This window comes from Chitinophaga sp., assembly GCF_039596155.1.
Classification (GTDB): Bacteria; Bacteroidota; Bacteroidia; order Chitinophagales; family Chitinophagaceae; genus Chitinophaga.
This window is the reverse complement of the sequence record NZ_JBCNKF010000026.1, coordinates 37,689-56,997: the sequence shown is the minus strand read 5'-3', so window position 1 is coordinate 56,997 and position 19,309 is coordinate 37,689. Positions and strand designations below refer to the sequence as shown.

16 protein-coding genes are annotated in these 19,309 nt (G+C 43.8%); 2 read left to right on the top strand and 14 right to left on the bottom strand.

Going from position 1 to position 19,309, the window contains the following annotated elements:
• Nucleotides 1-22: 22 nt before the first annotated feature.
• The 3 genes from ABDW33_RS22745 to ABDW33_RS22735 form a co-directional block, all read right to left on the bottom strand.
• On the bottom strand, nt 23-2,368 hold the full coding sequence (locus ABDW33_RS22745) for a glycoside hydrolase family 3 N-terminal domain-containing protein (RefSeq protein WP_343692400.1): 2,346 nt from the start codon (nt 2,366-2,368) through the stop codon (nt 23-25).
• Nucleotides 2,369-2,539: 171 nt separating this feature from the next.
• Complete coding sequence (locus ABDW33_RS22740) at nt 2,540-3,973, bottom strand: serine hydrolase (protein ID WP_343692399.1); 1,434 nt, start codon at nt 3,971-3,973, stop codon at nt 2,540-2,542.
• A 190-nt stretch (nt 3,974-4,163) separates the two neighbouring features.
• On the bottom strand, nt 4,164-6,077 hold the full coding sequence (locus ABDW33_RS22735; protein WP_343692398.1) for an SPFH domain-containing protein: 1,914 nt from the start codon (nt 6,075-6,077) through the stop codon (nt 4,164-4,166).
• A gap of 465 nt (nt 6,078-6,542) precedes the next feature.
• Between ABDW33_RS22735 and ABDW33_RS22730 the strand changes: the two genes are divergently transcribed.
• Complete coding sequence (locus ABDW33_RS22730; RefSeq protein ID WP_343692397.1) at nt 6,543-7,067, top strand: hypothetical protein; 525 nt, start codon at nt 6,543-6,545, stop codon at nt 7,065-7,067.
• 108 nt (nt 7,068-7,175) lie between these two features.
• On the opposite strand, the gene ABDW33_RS22725 is transcribed toward ABDW33_RS22730, so the two are convergent.
• The 11 genes from ABDW33_RS22725 to ABDW33_RS22675 all read right to left on the bottom strand — a co-directional run bounded on the left by ABDW33_RS22725 (nt 7,176) and on the right by ABDW33_RS22675 (nt 18,408).
• Nucleotides 7,176-8,954, bottom strand: coding sequence for a hypothetical protein (locus ABDW33_RS22725; RefSeq protein ID WP_343692396.1), 1,779 nt, complete (start codon nt 8,952-8,954; stop codon nt 7,176-7,178).
• A 304-nt stretch (nt 8,955-9,258) separates the two neighbouring features.
• Entirely contained in the window at nt 9,259-9,750 is a 492-nt protein-coding gene (locus ABDW33_RS22720; RefSeq protein ID WP_343692395.1) for a hypothetical protein, read from the bottom strand.
• A 198-nt stretch (nt 9,751-9,948) separates the two neighbouring features.
• Nucleotides 9,949-10,710: a GLPGLI family protein gene (locus ABDW33_RS22715; RefSeq protein WP_343692394.1), complete on the bottom strand. Its 762-nt coding sequence runs from the start codon at nt 10,708-10,710 to the stop codon at nt 9,949-9,951.
• Nucleotides 10,707-13,499, bottom strand: coding sequence for an outer membrane beta-barrel family protein (locus ABDW33_RS22710; protein ID WP_343692393.1), 2,793 nt, complete (start codon nt 13,497-13,499; stop codon nt 10,707-10,709). The genes ABDW33_RS22715 and ABDW33_RS22710 overlap by 4 nt, the downstream gene beginning before the upstream one ends.
• Before the next feature lie 114 nt (nt 13,500-13,613).
• Entirely contained in the window at nt 13,614-14,063 is a 450-nt protein-coding gene (locus tag ABDW33_RS22705) for a DUF4268 domain-containing protein (protein ID WP_343692392.1), read from the bottom strand.
• Between the two features lie 84 nt (nt 14,064-14,147).
• Nucleotides 14,148-15,083, bottom strand: coding sequence for a retropepsin-like aspartic protease (locus tag ABDW33_RS22700; protein ID WP_343692391.1), 936 nt, complete (start codon nt 15,081-15,083; stop codon nt 14,148-14,150).
• Nucleotides 15,076-15,393, bottom strand: coding sequence for a hypothetical protein (locus tag ABDW33_RS22695; protein ID WP_343692390.1), 318 nt, complete (start codon nt 15,391-15,393; stop codon nt 15,076-15,078). Before ABDW33_RS22695 ends, ABDW33_RS22700 begins: the two co-directional genes overlap by 8 nt.
• 24 nt (nt 15,394-15,417) lie before the next feature.
• Nucleotides 15,418-15,924, bottom strand: a complete 507-nt coding sequence (locus tag ABDW33_RS22690; protein ID WP_343692389.1) for a YceI family protein — start codon at nt 15,922-15,924, stop codon at nt 15,418-15,420.
• Between the two features lie 63 nt (nt 15,925-15,987).
• Nucleotides 15,988-16,551, bottom strand: a complete 564-nt coding sequence (locus ABDW33_RS22685) for a Crp/Fnr family transcriptional regulator (RefSeq protein ID WP_343692388.1) — start codon at nt 16,549-16,551, stop codon at nt 15,988-15,990.
• 1 nt (nt 16,552) lies between these two features.
• Nucleotides 16,553-17,470, bottom strand: a complete 918-nt coding sequence (locus ABDW33_RS22680; protein ID WP_343692387.1) for a helix-turn-helix domain-containing protein — start codon at nt 17,468-17,470, stop codon at nt 16,553-16,555.
• A 38-nt stretch (nt 17,471-17,508) separates the two neighbouring features.
• Nucleotides 17,509-18,408 carry an NAD(P)H-binding protein gene (locus ABDW33_RS22675; protein WP_343692386.1) on the bottom strand — a complete coding sequence of 300 codons (900 nt, stop codon included), beginning with the start codon at nt 18,406-18,408 and terminating at the stop codon, nt 17,509-17,511.
• A gap of 282 nt (nt 18,409-18,690) precedes the next feature.
• On the opposite strand from ABDW33_RS22675, the gene ABDW33_RS22670 reads away from it, so the two are divergent.
• Entirely contained in the window at nt 18,691-19,269 is a 579-nt protein-coding gene (locus ABDW33_RS22670; protein WP_343692385.1) for a cyclic nucleotide-binding domain-containing protein, read from the top strand.
• The last annotated feature ends 40 nt before the right edge of the window (nt 19,270-19,309 follow it).

Here is a 19,309-nt window from a genome sequence, read left to right as displayed (position 1 = left end):
AAGGCTAAAGATGTTGGATGTGTTATTTAATAGTAAAACTATCAGTCAGCTTCACATCATCACTGCTTCCTCCCACCATCACACTAAATGTTCCCGGCTCTACCACCCACTTATTCTGCACGTTCAGCAACTGTAGATCTTCCGGATTCAATTCAAAACTGATTTCCTTTGATTCACCAGCTTTCAGATGCACACGCTGGAAACGCTTCAGCTGCTCATTAGCCGTCACTACAGAACTGTAGTCATCCCGTACGTACAGCTGCGCAACTTCGTCTCCCTCCACTGTGCCGGTATTCTTCACCGTAAATTTCACCGCTACCTTCTTCCCATTCACCTGTACCTGCAGATGATCATAACCAAAAGTGGTATAACTCAGGCCATAACCAAAGCTATATTGTGGCTTAGCCGTCATTTCCACATAGTCATGACGGCTTGCATTCTTATAGTTATAGTACACCGGCAGCTGACCTACAGACTTAGGAATTGATACCGGCAAACGACCAGCAGGGTTATAATCGCCAAACAATACATCTGCCACCGCATGGCCCCCTTCCTGACCAGGATACCACGCATTTACGATCGCAGGAATATTATCAGCGGCCCATGTAATATTCAATGGGCGGCCTTCGATCAACACGAGTACAACCGGTTTGCCTGTAGCGGCCAGGCTTTTCATGAGTTTACTCTGTAATCCCATCAGATCCAGGCTTACCCTGTCATAGCCCTCACCACTTTCCATATCACTCACAGCGCTCTCGCCTGACTTTACTTCAGCCGCTCCGGTTGCCTGATAAGACGTCTTGAAATCCCGGGCACTGGAACCTCCCAGTACCAGTACTACCGCATCAGCATCTTTTGCAGCAGCTACCGCAGCCGCAATATTATCGTTGGCAGTATCACGAATTGCACAGCCTTTTACATAGCTGACATGGGTGCCTGCACCTAGCTTCGCTTTAATACCCTCTAAAACCGTCACAATTTTCTCTTCTGGCTGCGGAGCGGTATAATCCCCCAGCTGGTTGTAGATATTGTCTGCATTCGGCCCTATTACAGCGAGATGCTTAATATTCTTACTCAGTGGCAGCAGGTTGTTTTCATTCTTCAGTAATACAATAGATTCCAGCGCTACTTTTTTAGACAACGCAATGTGCGCAGGAGTCGCTACCACTTTCTCCACAGCTGCCGGATCTACATATGGATTTTCAAATAGCCCCATTTTGAATTTTACACGCAGTACATGTGCGACGGCGGAATCAATTGTGGCCATCGTCACCAGTTTATCTTTTACTGCTTTTATGAGTGCATCACCATAAGCGGCTCCGCCCAGATCATTATCCAGACCGGCATTGATACTCATAGTGGCTGCCTGTTCCATATCAGCCGCTACGCGATGATTGGTATTCATGCTTGGAATACCATGCAGATCAGATACAGTATATCCTTTGAAACCCCACTCTTTCACCAGTACATCTTTCAGCAGGAAAGCGTTGGCACTGCAGGGAATGCCATCGATGGAGTTGTAAGAAGCCATGATAGATAAAGCACCTGCCTTAATCGCTTCTTTGAACGGAGGCAGGTAAGACATATACAAATCACGGGGGCCCGTCAGCGCAATGCCGCCATTATGTCCACCCTCAGGTGAACCATAGGCTGTAAAGTGCTTCAGGGTAGAAATGATATTTTTACCACTGGTAAGACTACTACCCTGGAAACCTTTTACCATCGCAATGCCCATCTGCCCGATCAGGTAAGGGTCCTCACCATAAGTTTCTTCCAGCCTGGACCATCTTGGTTCACGCACCAGGTCCAGTACAGGCCCATAACCAATATGCGCACCCTGTACACGTGCTTCAGCCGCAATAGCACTGGCCATTTCCTGGATCAGCGCAGGGTCCCAGGTGCTTGCCTGCCCAATGCTGGTAGAGAATACGGTTGTACCAATTGCCATATGTCCATGAGGACATTCTTCTGCCAGGATCAATGGAATACCCAGGCGGGTATTTTCCATCATATATTTCTGCATCGCATTGGTGACTTCTGCACTCTGGCGTGGACTCAGACCTGTTTCCAGGGTCTTCTGTGTCCATGGATCGGCTCTGAGTGTAGCCCAAAAACTACCGATATGTCTTTTTGAAATTTCTTCCTTAAATGTTGCACTGATACCAACAGCATCCCCCTTCTTCTCATACATTGGCCAGCCGAGCAGTGTGTTCAGCTGCCCAACTTTTTCTTCCAGTGTCATCCTTTGCAGTAGATCCTTTACCCTGGCTTCAACTGGTGCTTTGGCATTTTTGTAGGTCTGTGCGCCAGCCTGACCAATGGCCAGCACCAGTACCCCAAGCATGATAATTCGTTGTCTGATCTTCATCGTTACCTGTTAAATTTATTGACAATCATTCATTTATCTGAATTGTGGATCCTAAAAATAACAAGTAAAGGGGTTAGTTTTATAATAATTTTTAAAGTGATTTAATCTTCTCCCAGAGTGATAAATTATTAACGGGATTTAATTTTACTGAGGGCTTTAATGCCACCTTTATTATTCGGATTGATCAGAATGGAATGTTCGTAGAGTGCGATTGCCTCTTTTTTTTTTACCAGCTCTATTCAACGCCTCCCCATAGCTATCGTAGGTATTGTAGCTAAGTGGAAAAAGCAGGCAGTTGAGTTTGAAGATCTCCAGGGCTGCATCTATGCGGTAGTAATCATACAGCTGCTCATACCCTGCCTTATTCATTTCCCACTCACTCAGGTAGTAATGCGCAGTATCTGATTTCAGCAAGGTGAGTTGAGTAGCAGCAGCATCCGCACCTTCTTTAATTAATGTGGTTACATAGATTCTGACCAGTGATTTTTTATGCTCATATTGCAGGGGTGGCTCATTGTTCAGTACATGCAATGCATTGGTGACTACAGTACCAAAAGAAGGTCCCGCGGTATTGTCAAAGCCAACAATGGTTTGGTTTTTATCGAGGTTGTGATAGTAGAAGGTGGCTAACCCAAATTGAAATCCACCGTGTCCCACGCCCTTGCCATAGCCGGGTTGGTCAAATAATTCCCAACCTAACCCATAAGAACCCTCTCCTGTTCCCTCCATAGTATCCATTCTTTTTTCGGAGAAGAATGTACCATTATTCAACTTAACCGGTGTAATGGCCAATTGTAAGGTAGCCGGTTTAAGTAGTTTGAACCCAAAGATGGCCCTATCAAATAACAACATGTCATTGACTGTCGTGATGATATTAGATGCACCTGTAGCGGCATCGTTGTTATAATCGGTATACCTGTATCTTTTTGAATCGCATACTCTTGACAAGGTATCTATCGCAAAGCTTTCATAGACATGCTTGCTGACCTGTGTTGGTAATTTTTTTTGTGTGGGATCGTAAAGAAATGTTTCATACATGCGCGCCGGCCTGAAAATGTTTTTTTTCAGATAGTCTTCAAATGGCTCCTCCCCTATCTTTTCCACCAGCAGACTTAATAATACATACCCATTATTACAATAGCGAAATTCATCACCTGGCTTAAAGGCCAGCACCCGGTGAGATGTTTTCAACTGGTCAATCAGAATATGACTGGATATAATTGTATCCGGGTATTCTTTAATAAGTGGCTCAAACAACTCCAGGTCCGGCAGTCCGGAAGTATGTGAGAGTAAGTGCCTGATCGTAATGTCAGGATATGGAAAATCAGGGAAGTAGGTCTGGAAAGGTTCATCCAATTGCAACTTCCCCTTTTCCATCAGCTGTAGAATGGCGGTCGCTGTAAATACTTTTGATATAGAAGCAAGGTTAAATGGTGTCTTTGTTGTATTAGGTGTGCGTGAAGGAAAATCGGCATAGCCATAAGAAAGACTGTTCACAACTTTACCATTCTTTGCCATCAGGATATTACCGTTCAATAGCTGGAAATCCTGTGCAGACAATGACAGGCCGCAGAAAACAAGGGCGGATATTAAGAAGGACTTCATGTCGGTGCAATTTTGATAAGGCAATATTAGGTTAGCCGGATTGCACCAAATTTTAAATGTGATTAAACCATTTGATTGTGGGATAAAAACCTACACAACACACCTGGTATCCTCAAAGAAAAGAGGCTGCTCAATATACTTGAGACAGCCTCGTGGTAAAGGATAGGGATAACACAGGATGCAGGCCGGTTTATGCTTTAGGTTGTGGATTATTCTTTTCACCTAATTGCTCCAGCAGCTTCAGACCCAGCAGCCCACTGATTGGACCGTTATTGCCATCGCCGCCACCACCGATCAGGATGTCAGGCATAATCTTGATATGCTGCTCACCGATCGCTTCCATCACTTTTAATTGAGTGAAGTTGTTACCACCCATCGCTTCCACCGCCAGCTTATAAGATTCAGCACTTGATTTACCAATGGCGAGGATCTTCTCAGCTTCCGCATTACCTGTTAAGGATATTTTTTCAGCTTCTGCTCTTGCTGTTAACTCTGTTCTCTCTGCTTCCGCTTTTGCCAGCACTCTTACTTTTTCGGCCTCGCCACTTGCCAGCAGTTTCATACGATCTGCTTCTGCATTGGCCTGCAGGCGTACACTGTTCGCATCACCAGTCGCTTTCTTAACAGCCGCATCGGCGATTCTTTCAGCAATAAGTACACCCTGGTCTGCTTTTACGATATCTTTCTGGATCTCTGCGATAGCTGTCTCCTTTTCCAGTGCCTGCCTGGTTTCCTGTGCACGCATCTGCGTATCATAGGTAACCTTTTGTTCTTCTGCGATCTTACGATCGGTCAGTGTTTTCATCAGGCTTTCCGGAGGAACAATGTCACCGATCAGTGTATCTACACCGAATACATTGTATTGTTCCAGTACACGGCCGATGTGTAGTTTCGCAGATTCCTGCCTTTCTTTACGGCTCTTCAGGAAGTCGATTACATCAGCATCCTGCGCTGAGTTGCGGAAGTAGTTACCAATGGTAGGTTCAAGTACCTGGGTCACCAGGTTGCTCATGTTACCAAAGCGGGCAATTACTTTAGGTGCTTCGGAAGCCGGGATGTGAATGATCTGTGCCACGTCCAGGTTGAAGGTAAAACCATCCTTACTACGTACCGTGATCGTAGAAAGATTTTTATCCAGCTGGTGTGCCTCGCTGCGGGCACTTGCCCAGTTCAGTACCAGGTTGGTAGTAGGCACATATTCCACCTTCATGATGTAAGTATTGATAGGATACTTACCAGGGCCCAACGGTTCTGCCCATACACCTTTGTAGTTCTTGCCTACAATATTACCGTGCTTGAAGTCAGTACCACTCAGGTCTTCACCTTCATTACCAACATAAGAGATGACCACACCTACATGGCTGATAGGAATTTCAGTCATGGTTCGCATCTCTACTTTGGCAAACCAGGGGTTCATAAAGTACGAACCGGAGAGGATCACCTGTTCCTGTAAACCTTTGTAGCCACCTTTTTCAAGGAATGCATCTGCATCCTGGAAGTTTCGGTGACCTTCGATGATCTTACCTGCGATCTGTCCGTATTCAATGGCTTTACCTTCGAGTGTAGTGACAATACCCACCGCATTGTCAGGCACATTCACCATATCAGTGATTTCGATTTCAAAGATATAAGTGTTGATACGATAAGAACCAGGAGTCATGATCGCAGTCTGACGACCTTTCTGACCACCATTTTTCAGGAATGCTTCTGCATTCTGGAATGCATCGCAATCTACGCGCCGTGCCAGGATAGCACCGGGTTGCAGCTCAGCTCCATCTTTTGCTAATACCAGTCCGATCTTACCTGTAGGGATCACAGTGAACGATTGGAAAGTAACGTCATACTGCCAGAACCATTTCCAGAAATAAACACCCGGGGCAAGTGTCTGGGCCTGAAAACCAGCTTCTCCGTCAGTGGCCATAATACGGCCTTCAGGGAGTTCCTGTTTACCCATTAGTACGAACTTCTTGGTGACGAGACCTATCTTATCTTCGGGTACAATCACAAGGCCAAAGAATACGCGGAGAATGAAACGGTACAATACAAGGCATAGTACGGGGATGCCAAGCAGCATCAGCCACCTGATTACATCAGTTGTTTGCATAAAAGTTGTTGGTTTATGTATTTAAGTATAAGAAAAAGGAATCCATATCAGGTATGTCCCGATACCTGTGAATGAGTGCGCGAACGCGATCGTAATTGTCGTTGAAAGTTGGATTAAAATACTGGTGGGGAAGTATTAAAGATCGTGTTGATTAGGTCGTGCAGATTACGAAAGTTGCAATTTGCGGGTTGCTTGTACATTGTAAATATTATTACCATACAAAGGTTATAACTATTTTTTGAATTCCAAAAAAGTTTTAACAAAATGTATAGAATTGCAATTTGTTGGAAAATAAGTTTTTAAGAAAGGAACGTCTGAAAACGCATGGATGGTATAGAAAAATATGTATTTTTTGACAATCGCTGGCCTTAAAAACATACCAGGACCTGCAAAAAATACGTTATTTTTAAGGTAGACACTGCACAAAAATATTTTTGCGCAATGGTATAATTTACATCCTAACCTATGAAAACTTACATGTTCGTGATGCCTTTTTGCATAGCCCTTGCATGCAAACAATCTTCTTTCCTGCCGGAAGGCAGAAAAATCCCCTTAGGAGATAGTATAGGTGTTATCACTATTAATTTGCCGCCGCAGTATGATACAGCATTCTCCTTTGTCCATTATGAAATGGGAAAAGACTATCTGTTGTATCGATACCAGCCCAGGACAATGTCTCTGAATAACAGCGACAGACTCACAGTTTATTTGTCTGTCGATAAAAGCTATGATACGGCGGCTTCAATTCACCAGCTATTTTCAAAACATGAACAACTACTTATTGATACCATGATGAATATCAATGGGAATCAATTTTACATCTACGGAAGTAAATACCAGCAGGACTCTTTCTATCTGCAAACGGTGGAGGCCTCAACGCTTAGAAAAGGACGGACGCTAACACTCTTATTTGAAAAACGTTCCCCCGATGCAGACACTTCCTTTATAGAAAGTTCCAGAAATGCCCTGCTGGCAATGCGTATTGAATAGTAAGCTAACCAGTATCATGAATACCTTGTATACCTGTACATGCCTCCTTAAAGCATACAGATGTCTCGCTGCATGAACGGCGGCGCACATATTTTGCCTGCCTGTGTATTATACTGTCGGGCAGGGATTAAGACTGGGCATGTTCAGCATCATCACCGCGTTATCCAGTTCTGCCCGCATCTGTGCAATGTATTCATTGCTTTCCTTCTTCAGTTGCTCTGCCAATTGTTTATAGTATTCAATACCACTCAGCAGGTTCTTCTTGAATGTTTGTAAAGATTTTGCCTGCTGTGCTGTCAATGAGCTGCTGGTCGCCAGTTTCTTTTTAAAGTAATCTATATAGAGATGCAGCTCATTGATAAACATGTTCGGACGGTACAGTTTATTCAGAATATTTACCCTGCCATAAATATGATTCACCATTTCAGTCAGCGAGAACGTACCTGAAAAGTATGCCAGGTTTGGCCCCGGACAAATAGTGACTGCTGACAGGTTGTGATTTAATGGCAGGTGATTATTGATCAGTACAGAACTGGTCAATCCCTCACAGAGACAATCTTTTACCACTATTTTTTCAAACGCCTCTTTATATGCTTCGTCACTCAGGTTTTGTGCATCCAGTTCTTTAATCTTCAGATTTTGATACTCCCTTGATGCAGTACAAATAGGTGTTTGTGTAAACTGTGTATCTGTTACCAGGAACTTTTTGTAACAAGGGCTACCCGGCCTGTTTTTCGCAATTCTGTTTTCCCGCTGTCTTTCGGATGAAGTATTGCGTAGATTATTAAAAGGTACGCCCAGTGGAGACGCATCACTTACATAATAATCCTCCTGTTTGGCAGTAGCCAGTTGCTGAAGTGTTTCAGCATCCACGTTAGTAGCTTCGGGTACCAACAGGAATGGGCTACCCCAGCCTGTAGCATCCATCGCATAATATTCTAAAAGGAATTCCTGTTCATGCGCGGTACCGATACCACCCTGTACGGTGATCAGTTGTGGTGGTTGTACGGGATAGTTTCTTACTGCACTGCACAGCGCAAATAATTCAGCGGCCAGATCCGCTCTCCTGGTTCTGAATTCTTCCAGGATAGGTCCAAGTAGTAAACCGTCGGTGGCAAAGGCATGTCCGCCACAATTCAGCCCGGATTCGATCCTGAATTCAGAGATCCAGATCCCTTTTTTGGCAAAAAGTTTACCTTGTATCAATGCAGAGCGGTAATCGCTCACTTTCAAAATAATCTTTTTCTTCAGCTGGCCCTGTTCGTCCGGAAGAAAATCTGCCAGTTGCTCAACATAATTATACAAGCGGGGATTGTATCCGGCAGACAGTACCACAGAGCTGCTCAGTTTACTGGCAGCAAAGCCTCTCAGCGCTGCAATGGCATCGGAATACTTTTCAGGAAGCAGGTCCCCGTTCGCATCCGTACGCAGGTTATCTACCTTACACATAATGTTCACATCAATGGCCCCTGGTACCAACTGGCTACGCAGGTAATCCTGGTCTACAGGTTCACCCTCCAGCATTTTCAGGTACAATTTTTTTAAAGGAACATCATCAGGTAGCAGTTCGAAGTATTTACTCAGTTCGTTATCTTCAAAGAAAGGTAATGCGCGTAATGTGGTCATCTGTCGTTCCACCATTTCGTGGATCAGGTCAAGGTAACCTGTGATTCTTCTGGCCCGGTAATCTTCTGCGCGCTCGCTGATAGGTTGGTAAGGATGATCTAAGAGTTTTGAATAATGTGCCCGCATGCTCTCTATCACAACATCGTCGGTAATCGATATGACGGACGAGATCCCGAATCTCGCCACTTTGGCTGGTGTGTCGATGGTATACCCCAGGCCGAGAACTGGGATATGGAAGTGGTGCAACGTCGTAGTGTTCATAAGGTAAAGTTCACCAGATATTTTTTCCAGATAACTGACGGTGAGCAGTCCTTCCACTGATGTCGCTCAGATTTTCTCACTGATTGGCATGGCATGTTTCCATTGTTATAGCTTAAACTTACTTACTATTACCCCATTTGAAATGGGAAATACGCGTTCCACGTACAAAAAATGCCAAATCCCTCCTCACAGTTCAACCCTCCCGAGTACTTTATTCAATAAATTACCCGGAAGGTTGAATAAATTGGAATCGACATCTTTGATACAGGTAAAAGAGCACCATGTCAGCGCCTGAGTACGGTTATCATTTATAGGTAGCCGTCTGCATTTTACGGATGAACACGGCCTGTAAGATCAGCGCAAGTACATACAGTATAAGTAGCCCCATGAGGGTCTTAGTAATAGCCGGGGAGGTGATATCTGTAGCGAGCGGGTGACCCAGTGGAACCCGGGTGAGCGTTTCATTCACAGCAGGAACCAGTGATAATAATAAAGTGGTGGTCATGAGGAATGCCTGTACATATGGCGCCCATGAACGTTTGGAGCCACGCAATAAATAGGCAATTGCCAGGAAGAGCAGGATCAGGATAGCCAGCGCATGACCGGGATTGAAACCGCCCGCTTTTGATAGACCGAATGCTGTGAAGCAGGCAATCGCAGTAAGAATGGCGTAATAATTACCGGTCGTGGTGCCGGGAACGATCTTGCCCGATTGAATAAAGGCTGCAATTGCAAAGATAATCGCGACAATTGCGATAATAGTGTGGATGGTACCGAGTACTGATAAAGAGATCATATTGCTTGTTGTTTTAGTAACACAAATCTCTGGAGAAGCCGGAAGGAAAATTTTAACCCGGGTTAAAATCAACAGGTAATAAACCATGGCGTACCAAGGGAGGTGATCGCTTCCCTATAGCAGTCCTCCAAATCGTAAAAGAACCATTCCCCGCCCGGGGAAATAGCTCTTTTACGATTTCAGCTATTTACCATATAACTACAATTCAAGCCACCACATAATGCTGCCAGCGTTATTACCCCAGATCGATTTGATCTTTTCCTTCATGCCGGCTACCGTTAACACTTTTCCTTTTTTAGGTGGTACAATACTGGTGGCTGGCACACTGGTGAGATCTATACCCGTGGCAAACCAGGTGACGTTATCATGTGGCAGAGCAATGCCCAGTATCATTCCCGGTAATCCTGTAAAAGATTCCGGGCCTCCGGATACATGGATCTGATCCGTATAAAATGCCACCACATACACCGAATCCATGATAATGGCATTTGCTTTCCGGCATTGATAGCCGGCTATCTCCCTGGTCTCGCTCGTGATCTTCCATTGTATAGTCCTGGTGGTATCGTTGATCAGCAGGTTATCGCCATAAATTTGTTTTTGACAGGTATACAAACCGGTAGTCAGATCAGTATAAATAGTATTTGACTGATAAATTCCCGGTGAATTTGAAATAAAATCCTGTGCAGCCGGATCTGGTAATGGCGTAAACAAGGTATGAGCCCCGGAAAAAGTTAGTTTGGACTGAAGCCTTTTAAACTGGGAATTGGAGCTCTTATAGGATTCAAAAAACTCTTTTGATAACCCGTCATCAGGTCTGTCCTTAATACGCTTGTTGATATACGCATGCATATTGATCGTTTTCTCAAACGTGATCGTGCCGCTGGATGGAAAGCGCTGCTGGGCAGTTAAAGACTGTATGCCTGATAAGCAGATGGCAATCAGTATATGGTGCGTTCTCATGATTTAGGTTTTGCACCACCCATCTTATTGAAATCCCAGGTGATGGTGAACATAAAATATCTCCTGATAGTAGTATAAGTGTTCTGTGTGATCTGGCTACCTGATACATTTCTGTTAAAACCGGAATTCTGATTCAGCAGGTCATTCACAGAAGCTGCTACCCGAAGTTGTTTTTCTTTCAGGAACTTTCTGCTTATTTCCATATTCCAGATCGTTCTCTTCAGGTCTGTATTGAACGATTTGGTTTTGGGCGTATAGGTAAAGGTCGTTCTGTTCCAGAACTCGAAGCTGGCCGGAAGAAAGATCCGGAAATCGGCACCAGCGGTGAAGCCAAGCCCGTTACTATTCAGGTTAGGCAATAAAGATGATTTCTGAATAGTATAGTTGGGGCTGAAGCTAAGTTCCAGGTATCCCTTTTTATCGGCATTTTTTCTAAGCGATAATTCAGGTGAAATGTCGTAGGAAGTGGACTTGTTCAGAATACTATTCACCATGTTGTAAGACACGTTGGTGTTGGCAGATAAATTGGCTGCCAGGTGCATATCCCATAAACTGGTTTTAAAATCATGCATCGCCCAAATGCCTACGTTATGCCCGTCTTTGTCAATATTGGCATATTGGTATTTGCTGGCACCCGCTGAATCTGTGGTCACGTTCGAAACGATTGCATTGTGCCTGAGCGAAAGGTTTGCATTTAAGTAAGTGTATTGCTGCGTAATCGCTTTATAAGAATTGTAATTCAAATAGATCTCCTCACTATAAGAAGGATTCAGGTCCGGGTTACCCAGGCGCACGTTCAGTGGGTCAGTGTTGATTCTCACAGGTTGTAACTGGGACACGGTTGGCAACTGCGTTTTTCTTACAGCATTGATGTTGATAGATTTCGTTTGATTGAATGTATACGTAAAGTTGAATTGGGGGTTCCAGTTGACAAAGTTCCGTTTAAAGGTGCTATTGTCGTAACGGTTCAGTTGTTCAAAAGAGACAGTAGATACTTTGGTACCACCACTGAAACGGAACCTGGTAGCTTTGTACAGGAACATTGCACCTCCCTGGTGCGAGAAATTGTCAATCTTGAAGTCATTACTATACAGGCTATCCAGCACATCATACTTCTCATCGGCAGATTTTTTGAATGTGTTCAGGTTGCTGTTGGCATTGGTCATTACAAAATCGTAAGAAAAGGCAATTTGTAGTTTGTCAGACAGTGGCTCGTTGTAGGTCGCATTGGCGTTCAGCGTATTGTTGTCACTATGCTGTACCCTGTTCTGGTCATTGATTACGCTACTGTCCAGTACTTCCTTATCATTGTAGTAATTGATAGCAGATTTCAGCATTTCATTGCCATTGGTACTGGAATGACTTTCGCTGATACCCAGGGAAAATTTCCGACCTTTCTTTTTCAGTTGTTTATTGAATAAGACACCTGCATTGAAAGTGGTTTCATCTGTTTTAGCATGCACAGCTCTGCTATTGCTATTGAGCAGGGAGCTATCCTGGCGAAGATTGGTAGTATTGTATTCGTTGTCTACCGAACTATGTCTGGAGCCGCCTGCAGCATTTACGATCAGTGTACTGGTGGTATCGATTTTGAACTCAAAGCGCCCATTTCCTTTATGACGGAAGAGGAAGTTGTGGAACTTCTGATCTGAATTGGTATTAATAAATGAAGAAGGCAGCGTGTTTTGTGTAATTACATTTTTAGTCCCATCTACAGCCAGTGAGCCTATTCTGTAATTAACATTGACAGTGGCTTTGTCGTTGTTGAACTTGTTGTCATAGTGCAGGCCGCCGTTTCTGGCTGTCGGCACACCTTCTCCATAGTATTCCCCATTATAGCTTTCCAGTTCATCGTTGTTGCCGCCGGTGATGTTGATACTACCATCATCGCCAAAATTGAAGTTGTAATTGCTCATGCCATACTTGCTGTTTTCGCCCCAGTCCATACCAAAGTGGCCGGTATTGTCAAGAATACCATAGGCAGAAAATCTCTCTTTCCCTTTGAAGGTATTGAACATGAGTTTGCCGGTATAAAAATTATCTGTACCGCCAGCAGCATCGACCTTGCCGAAGTAACCGTTTTTCTTGTCTTCTTTCAGTTTGATATTGATGGTTTTCTCTTTCTTTCCATCATCAATACCTGTGAAGGTGGCCCGGTCGCTGGTTCGGTCATATACCTGCACTTTATCCACCATATCGGCACGGATATTTTTGGTCACGAGCGTAGGATCGTCCCCAAAGAATTCCTCGCCGTCTACGAGCACCTTGTTGACAGTTTTACCCTGTGCGGTGATCTTACCGTCTTTGTCCACTTCAATGCCGGGAAACTGCCTGATAAGGTCTTCTACTTTGGCATTGGGTTCAACATGAAAGGCGGTGGCGTCATACTCTGTAGTATCTCCCTTGATTTTCATCTCCGCTTTCTTACCCTGGATAAGTACTTCCGTCAGGAGTCGCGACTTCAGGAGCATATTAATGCCGTGAAGGTCATATACCGGCTTTGAGGAGTCCAGGCTAAATTCCGCTGTGTAATCTGCATATCCCGGGTACGAAACAAGCAGTATAAAGTGGCCACCTTCTTTGAGGGGCACAGTAAAATGGTTACTGGAATTATTCCAGATGAACTTACAAAGGGTGGAATCCTTTGCTCTGAGTACGCTGATCGTGGCATCAGTAATCTTTATTCCAGCAGCGGAATCGGTTAAACTTCCTTTCACGGCATAAGGCTGCTGGGCATATAGGTAACTTGAGCACAGAAATAAAAAGAGGAGTATAGGTCCTGCTTTCATCAGTAATTTTTTGATGCATGGGTTAATCCGTCTACACTTGTCCCGCTAGGTTATCAAATCAAAAATAAACTAAATTTTTAGTTGTGCAATATAACAGCCTGTTTTAACAATATTTTATAACAACGCTTCAAAGCCGTATTTAGCCATACTCCAGAATTCATCAAGCGCAATGATACGGGGTTTGAAAAAGGAAATAATCGTAGGCCAGTCTTCGCTTTGCAATATGTTCACATGCTGTATGCGGGTACTGATAGTACTCATAGTTTTGCCATACTCATCCATCCTATTAGGTTGCCACAGCCAGCTTTCTCCAAGGGTAGTTTCCAGAAAGGTTTTGTTATCTACAAATTGGTTGTAGAACCGGGAATCGGATTGGGTAATAACAATAGACACACTGGCTTGCTGGCTATCGGCATCCATTTTAAAAAATATACCCGGGATGCCGGTTTTATAGTTCAACCAGCTGATAGGTTCGCCATCTGCAGAGAGTACAGGTTTCATATACTTGCCGAAGGCGGTCCAGAAATGCTCTTTTAGTTTGGAAACTTCCTGTTTGGAATACATGATGCGAAAATACTCACTGCAGGCACCAGTACAAAATTTTCGTGGTGTTCAGCTGGTTTTTCATAGCGACCAGGATTGGGATTACTAGTCGAATTTAATAAACATTTTATCAAAATTGATGGTCATAGTTTTGAATTGCCTGATGATATCCTGCCCTATATTTCCATATACCATTTCATGGCTGATTTTGTCTTTGAGCACTGGTACACTATCCAGGGCCACCTCCTTTTCCATGATATTGAAATGATGTTTGATCTTGTATACTTCCTGTTCTGTTTTGCCGCCTGCACCACCAAAACGAATATGTGTGGGTTGATACCGGGAGGTGATTTCCGCTTTATTTTCCTCATAAAAATTATTATAGAGAAAGGTCTCATCGGCGCCGGTATCGAAAGTAAAATGTTTACCATCGATAAAGATCAGGGGAGATAAGCGGTCAATTGCCATATTGGGAGCACTGTGAATAGCCGTTTCTTTTTCCGGTACGATCAGATACCCGTCCTGGGTAATCTGCACTTCTTTCAGCGCACAGATCACCGGATAACCTAAAATGCCTTCAATTGTATAACTGATCTGCGGAAATGCCAGCGCCGAATCAGCCAGTACCAGGAATACAGCATTATTGACTTCAATATTACCAAGTTTAAATTGCTTGCATACACCCAGTTGTGCTTTCACAGAGGCACCGGTAATCGCACCTACTTCTACATCCGCAGGTATGATCTGCATGTGCAGGCGTTTGGCGGTAGAGAGTGATATAGTCGACATATTTGCACCCGTATCAAAAATGAAATCTGCTGTGTCTTTCCCAACTACAGCATGCAGGTTGTTCAGGCCAGCTTTATCTTTTTTCATTTTTAACCTGCTGGTGCCATTGATGATTACCCGCTGTGGAGGAGTATGCTCAAGAGAGGTCCACATGTGCAGGCTATTCTTTAAATCATTTTGTGCGTCAGGAGATAGCAGGTATTTATACTGCTGTAGCATCGTCTGGGCTGTCACTTTAGCCGTTTTAGTCATACGTTTTCACGGCATTATCTTCCTTCACTTTGTAGAGCTCAAACCACAGGCTATCAGAGAAATCTCCCTTCAGATTGGCAATACGCCGTTCCGAAAGGTCTACTTTATTAAATGCATTGTCGAGCAATGCCGCTAAGTAATTTTGCTGAGCGCCGGAGAGGGCGGTTTGGCTGCTGTCATACATGGCTTTTGCATGGAAGAAATTCTTCTGCATGATGAGCGTATAGATCTGGTTGAAAGTCGGGTTATTGGTTTGGCCAGCACAGGCGATGCTCGTTAGCAAACAAATGAAGTAAATTGTATATTTCATGTGACTGAATATACAAAAACCTTGCTAAAGCCGGATCAGTTCTATTTCACCTGATAACTTCACATTATCCCCTACAACCATGTTCCCGGCTTCATTGAGGAGGTGGAAGTGCAGTCCGAAATCTTTCCTGTTAACTGTACCACTTAGTTCAAATCCAGCTCTATGGTCATTGAACCGGCCAATACCGGTACCTGTATGATCGACCTGTAAAGTAACTGCACGGGTAGTATTCAGGATAGTCAGCTCCCCTGTTAAAGTATCATTCACTAATACACCATGGAAAGAAATGGTTGGAAATTGTACAGCATCAAAGAAAATCGGGGAGATAAGATGGCTATCGCGTTCTGTATTGTTCGTGTCTATACTTTGTACATCCAGGTTGAAGTTAACCGTGGCGTTTTTAAAGTCATCGTCGTCCGAATATACAGTGCCGCTGAATTTTCTGAAATACCCCGATACGTTGGCAATGCCGAGGTGTTTAACTTTAAAACCGATTTGCGAATGCCCGGGATCAATGCTCCATTGCGTCATAGTTTGATTTTTTGTCAAAGCTATAACGCTGATGAGTGGAATATTTTACCATAGGGTAAATAATTATCGGATAGTTCTGATCCTGCTTAAGGATTGTTGGGTAATGCCAAGGTATTTTGCCATATCACCCAAACTGATCCTTTGGTGAATACCGTTGTTCTCTTCTATAAACAGCTTATACAGATCTGCCGCACTCTCTTCCAGCATCTCACTGATCCTTTTCATCATCTTGATAGCAGCTATGCTCACCAGCTTGCGAAAAAAGGTCTCCACGGCATGAAATTGTTTACATAAGTCTTGCATGGTTTCATAACGGATCAGGGTGACAGTGGTATCTTCTAACGTCACTAAATTAAATTTCGAAGGCGTTTGGGTAATATAACTGTCGAATACAGAAAAGAGTACATTCTCAGCAAAGAATCGCATGATGAACTCTTTATCATTTTTCTCTGAATAAGATTTAATCAATCCTTCGTTGATAAAATACAGGTACTTGCAGGTCTCTCCACTATGGAGCAGGAATTCTCCCTTACTATATGTTTTAGTAGTGGTTTGTTGCTGCAATATTTGCAGAATATGCTCATCCAGTGGCGAAAACTGTTTACAAAAGAGAAGAAAATCTGTCATGCTAATTAAATGATTGCCTGAATTCCAACGGTGATAATTGAGTTTTCGCCTTGAACAATTTGCTGAATGACTGTGGATAATCAAACCCTAAGCTATAGGCGATTTCACTGACAGACAGGTCGGTCGTGGATAACCGTTCTTTGGCTTTTTCAATTACTTTGTCCTGTATATGTTGCTGGGTGCTTTTACCCGTTAATACCTTCAATAGATTACTGAGGTAGTTAGCAGATACATTCAGTGCAGTAGAAATATACGTTACACTTGGAAGCCCCTTTTTTACCAGTTCGTCACTGTTAAAATAATCTGTCAGCAATACTTCCAGCTTTTCTAAAATCCGGTGATGGCTGATCTTCCTGGTAATGAATTGCCGTTGATAGAACCGTTCTGCATAAGCGAGCAGAGATTCCAATTGCGCAATGATAATTTCCTGGCTGAACTGGTCAATGTTAGTATGGTATTCTCTTTTGATATTTTCAACGATAGCGGAAACGGTCAGTTTCTCTTTTTCCGAAAGAAACAGCGCTTCATTGACGGAATAATCAAAATACTGGTATTGCCTGATCTTCTTTGCCAGCGGGGTATTCCATAAAAAATCGGGATGGATGAGTAGTACCCATCCCGATTGATGAATTTCATCTGCCAGCGGTTCTATACTGAATACCTGTCCGGGAGCCAAAAAGCTCATCACGCCTTCATTGAAATCATATTCCTGCTGTCCGTATTTCATTTTTACATTATATCCTTCCTTCATACTGATGAGGTAGAAGTTAAAGACAATATTGGCTGGCTCAACATCAGTGAAATCTTTGACCGTAGTTACGTCGATCACACTGATGAGGGGATGTTCCGGTTTAGCGAACCCCCTGAAATCGTGAAAGTCAGAAATGGTATTAAAAGTGAAAATTCGTTTTCCGGCCATGATACAAGGTAGTAAAAAATAATCCGAACCTCCTGATATTATCTCGCTAAAAAAGCGGCCGCAAAATCTTTTGCAAAGTCCCTCACCTTCACCTTCCCAAATTCCGCTGGCCTGTTTTTAAAATAATCTGCAGACAGCACGCCTTCATGCATACTCGCATACATTTCCACCATGCCTTCCGCAATCGCAGGTTGCATACCCGCCGCTAATAATGCTTGCAGGTACTGTTCATTGGTCAGCGTGATCCACTGCAGATCTGGTTTGCCAATGGCCTCTCCTAAAATGGCCGCCACTTCATTGCAAGTCATTTCATCGCTCACCACATACCTGGCTTTCCGATGAACAGGGGGCAGTGCTATTTCATCTGCAATAGCTGCCGCAATATCTGCCGGCGCTACCAGCGTGGCAATATCATCCCCACCGGTGTTAGAAGCAATTACACCCTGCTGTTTGATCAGTTGGATATAAGGATACAAATTATAGTAGAACCCCACCGGCCGCATGTAAGTGATGTCAACATCTGTAAGCGTATTCAACGTCTGCTCAGTAATGTAGTGTAGTTTAATTAATCCCGAGCCGTGCTCCAGATGTGCGCCGATACTACTTAAGTGGATCAATCTTTTCACACCGGCATCCCTTATGGCCTGTCTGAAGTGGCCGGCCACTTTTTCCACAGCAGCAAACAGATCTGCATGGGGATCAAAGTAATTTACAATGGGTGGGATCATGGTATATACCAGGTCTGCCCCTGTAAATGTTTGGGTAAGAAAAGCAACATCTTCGACAGAACCCACTGCCGGTGTAGCGCCTAATGCCTTGATCGCGTCTTTCTTATCGTCCTTACTGGATATAACAGTTAACTCATGTCCCTGTTGCCCTAGTAATTGTGTGAGGGGAAATCCAATATGACCTAAAGAGCCTGTTAATACGATTTTCATGTGGTTTGATTTTGTACCACAAAGCTGTCGATAACCAGCCACTCTGATTTAACCAAATCTAAGGTTGTTGTGTTCAAATCACTCCCATAGGTTTCATATGCGGGAATACTCAGTTGCCGCTACAGATAGACGATATATCTGTAAGGATGTAGCACATCCTCAGTTCCTGAGCAGGCACAGGGGGGCGCCGCCGGATCACAGGTATTCCACTCATTAAGTTTATTCTCCCTGTAATGAAAGTATTTGGTAGTTTTTCTTTTCAGAAGTAAATTTAGCGTGTGTATGATCGCTGAATTTCAGACATATTGCCGCACAATGACCCATCTCACCCCTGAGGAGATAGATCAGGTTTGTACACTGGCTACACCCAGAACTCTCCAGAAAAATGAAGATCTGTTAAAGCAGGGACAAATATGCCGGCATAAGACATTCATAATAAAAGGGTTATTGCGCAGTTATGGCACTGCGGCCGATGGCACTGAATACATTCTGCACTTCTCACCCGAGCGTAGCTGGACCCTGGATCCGGAGAGCTACCACCTCCTCACTGCCACTAGGTTTAATATCACCGCCATAGAGCGTACAGATGTATTGCAATGGAACAAAGAGGCGTTTGATCGCTTATTGCGGGAGATTCCGGCATTGGATAGATACTCCCAGCTAATGGTCTCAAAATCCAATTATATCGGCAGACATCGGTTGTTTACTACCCTGAGTAGCACACCGGAAGAAAAGTACGACGATTTCGTACGGAACAACCCGGGATTACTGCCACGGCTTCCCCTCCACATGATAGCAGCTTACCTGGGTATGTCATTAAAGACATTGACCCGCATCCGGCATGCACAGTTACATCGCTAATTAAATTATGGTCAAATGACCACATTTTCCCTACTGCATT